The 3,674-nt window shown below is 55.5% G+C and carries 5 protein-coding genes; all 5 read right to left on the bottom strand.

The window, feature by feature from the left end; genetic code table 11:
* Positions 1-1,104: tRNA uridine-5-carboxymethylaminomethyl(34) synthesis GTPase MnmE (gene mnmE, locus AC1DRJ_RS21545; protein WP_477803918.1), on the bottom strand; the 1,104-nt coding region annotated here is incomplete at its 3' end.
* 79 nt (positions 1,105-1,183) lie between these two features.
* The gene (yidC, locus tag AC1DRJ_RS21540) at positions 1,184-2,869 is read right to left on the bottom strand and encodes a membrane protein insertase YidC (RefSeq protein WP_477803917.1); all 1,686 of its coding nucleotides are present in this window, start codon (positions 2,867-2,869) and stop codon (positions 1,184-1,186) included.
* A 2-nt stretch (positions 2,870-2,871) separates the two neighbouring features.
* Positions 2,872-3,117, bottom strand: a complete 246-nt coding sequence (yidD, locus tag AC1DRJ_RS21535) for a membrane protein insertion efficiency factor YidD (RefSeq protein WP_477803916.1) — start codon at positions 3,115-3,117, stop codon at positions 2,872-2,874.
* Entirely contained in the window at positions 3,110-3,511 is a 402-nt protein-coding gene (gene rnpA, locus AC1DRJ_RS21530; RefSeq protein ID WP_477803919.1) for a ribonuclease P protein component, read from the bottom strand. The genes yidD and rnpA overlap by 8 nt, the downstream gene beginning before the upstream one ends.
* A 16-nt stretch (positions 3,512-3,527) precedes the next feature.
* Complete coding sequence (gene rpmH, locus AC1DRJ_RS21525) at positions 3,528-3,662, bottom strand: 50S ribosomal protein L34 (protein WP_003213577.1); 135 nt, start codon at positions 3,660-3,662, stop codon at positions 3,528-3,530.
* Positions 3,663-3,674: the final 12 nt, after the last annotated feature.

The raw sequence follows: 3,674 nt of genomic DNA, 5'->3' as shown, positions 1-3,674 counted from the left end.
CTCCAAGCCTTCGCCAGCAGACTTGGCACTCAAACTGATGGTGACGTGGCCATCTTCACTGACTTCCAGGGCAATGGCTTCGCCCGTCAGATCAGCCTTGTTACGAATCAGCGTGACTTTCGCTGGATCGGGGCGGATTTCGAGGAATTCCGGCCACAATGCGAAGGGGTCCAACGCTTCGGGCGCCGTCGCATCAACGACCAGCAACACACGATCCGCTTCACCGATGGCTTTCAGCGCCCGTTCGACACCGATTTTTTCCACATGATCGTCGGTATCTCGCAGACCAGCGGTATCCACTACGTGCAATGGCATGCCATCAATGTGGATATGTTCGCGAAGAATGTCCCGGGTTGTGCCGGCAATCTCGGTCACGATCGCCGCTTCCCGACCTGCCAAGGCATTCAATAAGCTTGATTTACCGGCATTCGGCCGACCGGCAATCACTACCGTCATCCCGTCACGAAGCAAGGCGCCCTGCCCGGCTTCGCGAAGCACGGTGGATAATTCATCGCGTACTTTATCGAGCATGGCCAATACATGACCATCAGCGAGGAAGTCGATTTCTTCCTCCGGAAAGTCGATTGCCGCCTCGACATAGATACGCAGGCCTATCAGCTGCTCTGTGAGGTTATGCACACGTTGGGAAAAGGCGCCTTGCAAGGAACGCAGTGCATTGCGTGCAGCTTGTGCAGAACTTGCCTCGATCAAGTCGGCGATGRCTTCAGCCTGAGCCAGGTCGAGTTTGTCATTGAGGAAGGCGCGCTCGCTGAATTCTCCGGGACGGGCAAGACGACAGCCCAGCTCCAGGCAGCGCTTGAGCAACATATCCAGAACGATCGGTCCGCCATGACCCTGCAGTTCAAGCACGTCTTCGCCGGTGAAAGAGTTCGGTCCCGGGAAATACAACGCGATGCCTTCGTCCAACACCTCTTCGTTTTGACTGAGGAACGGCCCGTAATGGGCAAACCGGGGTTTCAATTCCCGACCGCTGATAGCCTTGGCCGCAACGCTCGCCAACGGGCCGGAAATTCGGACAATACCCACGCCGCCGCGACCTTGAGCGGTTGCGACAGCTGCGATGGTTTCACGAGGAGCGCTCATAAACCGGTATCCAGACAAAAGTGACAGATAGCAAAACGCCCCACTAGGGGGCGTTTTGAGTGGTTATCTACAGTGTAAATCAGGCCGCTGCGTTAGTAGCCGCTTCGACTTTACGTGTGATGTACCACTGTTGGGCGATGGACAGGCAGTTGTTCACTACCCAGTACAGCACCAGACCAGCCGGGAACCACAGGAAGAAGAAGGTGAAGATGATTGGCATCAGCTTCATCACCTTGGCCTGCATCGGGTCCGGAGGTGTCGGGTTCAACTGCTGCTGGATGAACATGGTTGCACCCATGATGATCGGCAGAATGAAGAACGGATCCTTGATCGACAGGTCGGTGATCCACAGCATGAACGGTGCCTGGCGCATTTCAACGCTTTCCAGCAGAACCCAGTACAGCGAAAGGAATACCGGCATCTGCACGAGGATTGGCAAGCAACCACCCAGCGGATTGATCTTCTCTTTCTTGTACAGCTCCATCATGGCTTGCGACATCTTCTGCCGGTCGTCGCCATGTTGCTCTTTCAGCGCGGCCAGTTTCGGTGCCACTGCACGCATGCGTGCCATGGATTTGTAGCTGGCTGCCGACAGAGGGAAGAAAATCCCTTTGATCAGCATGGTCAGGAAGATGATCGACCAGCCCCAGTTACCGACCAGCGCGTGGATATGTTGCAACAGCCAGAAGATTGGCTGGGCAATAAACCACAGAATGCCGTAGTCGACGGTCAGTTCCAGACCTGGGGACAACTCTTTCAGTACTGCCTGACTTTTCGGACCTGCGTACAGAACAGCGCTGACTTCACCTTTCGCACCTGGCGCAACCGTCATTGCCGGGGCGGTATAGCCGATGATGTAGTTGCCTTTGCTGTCTTTACGGGTCTGGACGAGATTGTTTTCGCCCTTCGCCGGAATCCACGCGGTCACGAAGTAATGTTGCAACCAGGCAACCCAACCACCGTTGACGGTTTCTTTCAGCGCAGCCTTGTCCATGTCCTTCATCGACACTTTCTTGTACGGCTCGTTACTTGTCCACAGGGCTGCGCCCAGGTAAGTCGCGGTGCCGGTGGCAGTGCTGGAAGAAGGATCGGAGCTGGCGTCACGTTTCAGTTGGGCGAACATCGCACCCGACCAAGGCTTGGCGCTTTCGTTGTCGATCAAGTAGGAAACGCCGACATCGTACTGGCCGCGTTTCAGAGTGAAACGCTTGATGTAGTTGACGCCGTCCTTGCTGAACTTCAGGTCTACGACCAATTGGTCCTGACCGTCAGCCAGTTGGTAAACCTTCTTCTCCGAGGACCAAACCGGGCGACCGGCAGGACTTGCGTCCGGACCATCAGTGCCGATCAAACCGCTTTGAGCCAGATAGGTCAGCTCGTTGCCGTTATCGAACAACTGGAAAGGGATATCCGGATGGTCCTGGCGACGTGGATACAGCGGCAGCGTCAGCTGGGCAACATCACCACCTTGTGGATCGACGGCCAGGTTGAGCACATCCGTTTTGATCTGGATGAGGTCTTTGCTTGCCGCTACTGGTGTTTCAGCAGGTGCAGTGGCACTGGTATCGCTTGCGGCGCGTGGAATGTCGTCACTGACAGAAGCATTATTGCCAGTTGCCGTATCCGGTAGACCCGGTGCGGTAGTACTGGAAGCAACATTCTGAGTCGGCAGGGCAGCCTGGCCATAGTCCTGGTTCCATTTAAGAACCATAACGTAGGACACGATTGCCAGGGCGACGATCAGGATCGTGCGTTTGATATCCATGATTACTCGGCCATCGAAGAAGAACGGGAGGTAGGGATAGATGGAACCGGGTCATAACCACCGGGATTCCACGGATGACAGCGACCTAAACGACGAAAGGCCAGCCAGCCACCGCGCAGAAGACCATGATTTTCTATGGCCTCTAACGCGTAGCAGGAACAACTGGGGTAGAAGCGACAGTGACTGGCCATCAGAGGACTAATGGCATAGCGATAAAACTGGATCGGAACGAGTGCCAGTTTACGCATTCGGACTGTCTACCCCTACAGTTTCGGTTTTGACTGYTGGTACCGGCGTGCTGCGTGCCAGACGCTTCCAGAGTTTGCCGAAATGCTGAATCAATTCGGGGTTTTCTACGTCACCCAAACCTTTGCGCGCGACGATAACAATGTCCCAGCCGACCAGTGAATCCTGGTGCAGACGGAACGATTCGCGCATCAGACGTTTGAGGCGATTGCGCTCGACGGAGAGCTTTACGCTCTTTTTCCCGATAACCAACCCGAGACGGGGGTGATCAAGATCGTTGTTGCGCGCTAGGAGCAGGAGATTTTTCCCCGGAACCTTGCCGGTAGGGGAGTCAAAGACTGCCTTGAAATGCCGGGGAGTAAGCAGACGCTTTTCCCGACTGAAGTCCTGACTCACCTCCAGTGCCGGATTATCAAACTGCCAGACGCGCACGACCTTTGGCGCGACGACGCGACAGGACGGCACGACCGTTCTTGGTAGCCATGCGAGCACGGAAACCGTGGGTACGAGCGCGTTTGATAGTGCTTGGTTGGAAAGTACGTTTCATTGTCGTGTTACC

The sequence above is a fragment of the Pseudomonas sp. P5_B2 genome (assembly GCF_056400445.1).
The sequence above is the reverse complement of the archived record's forward strand: the minus strand, read 5'-3'. Positions and strand labels throughout refer to the sequence as shown.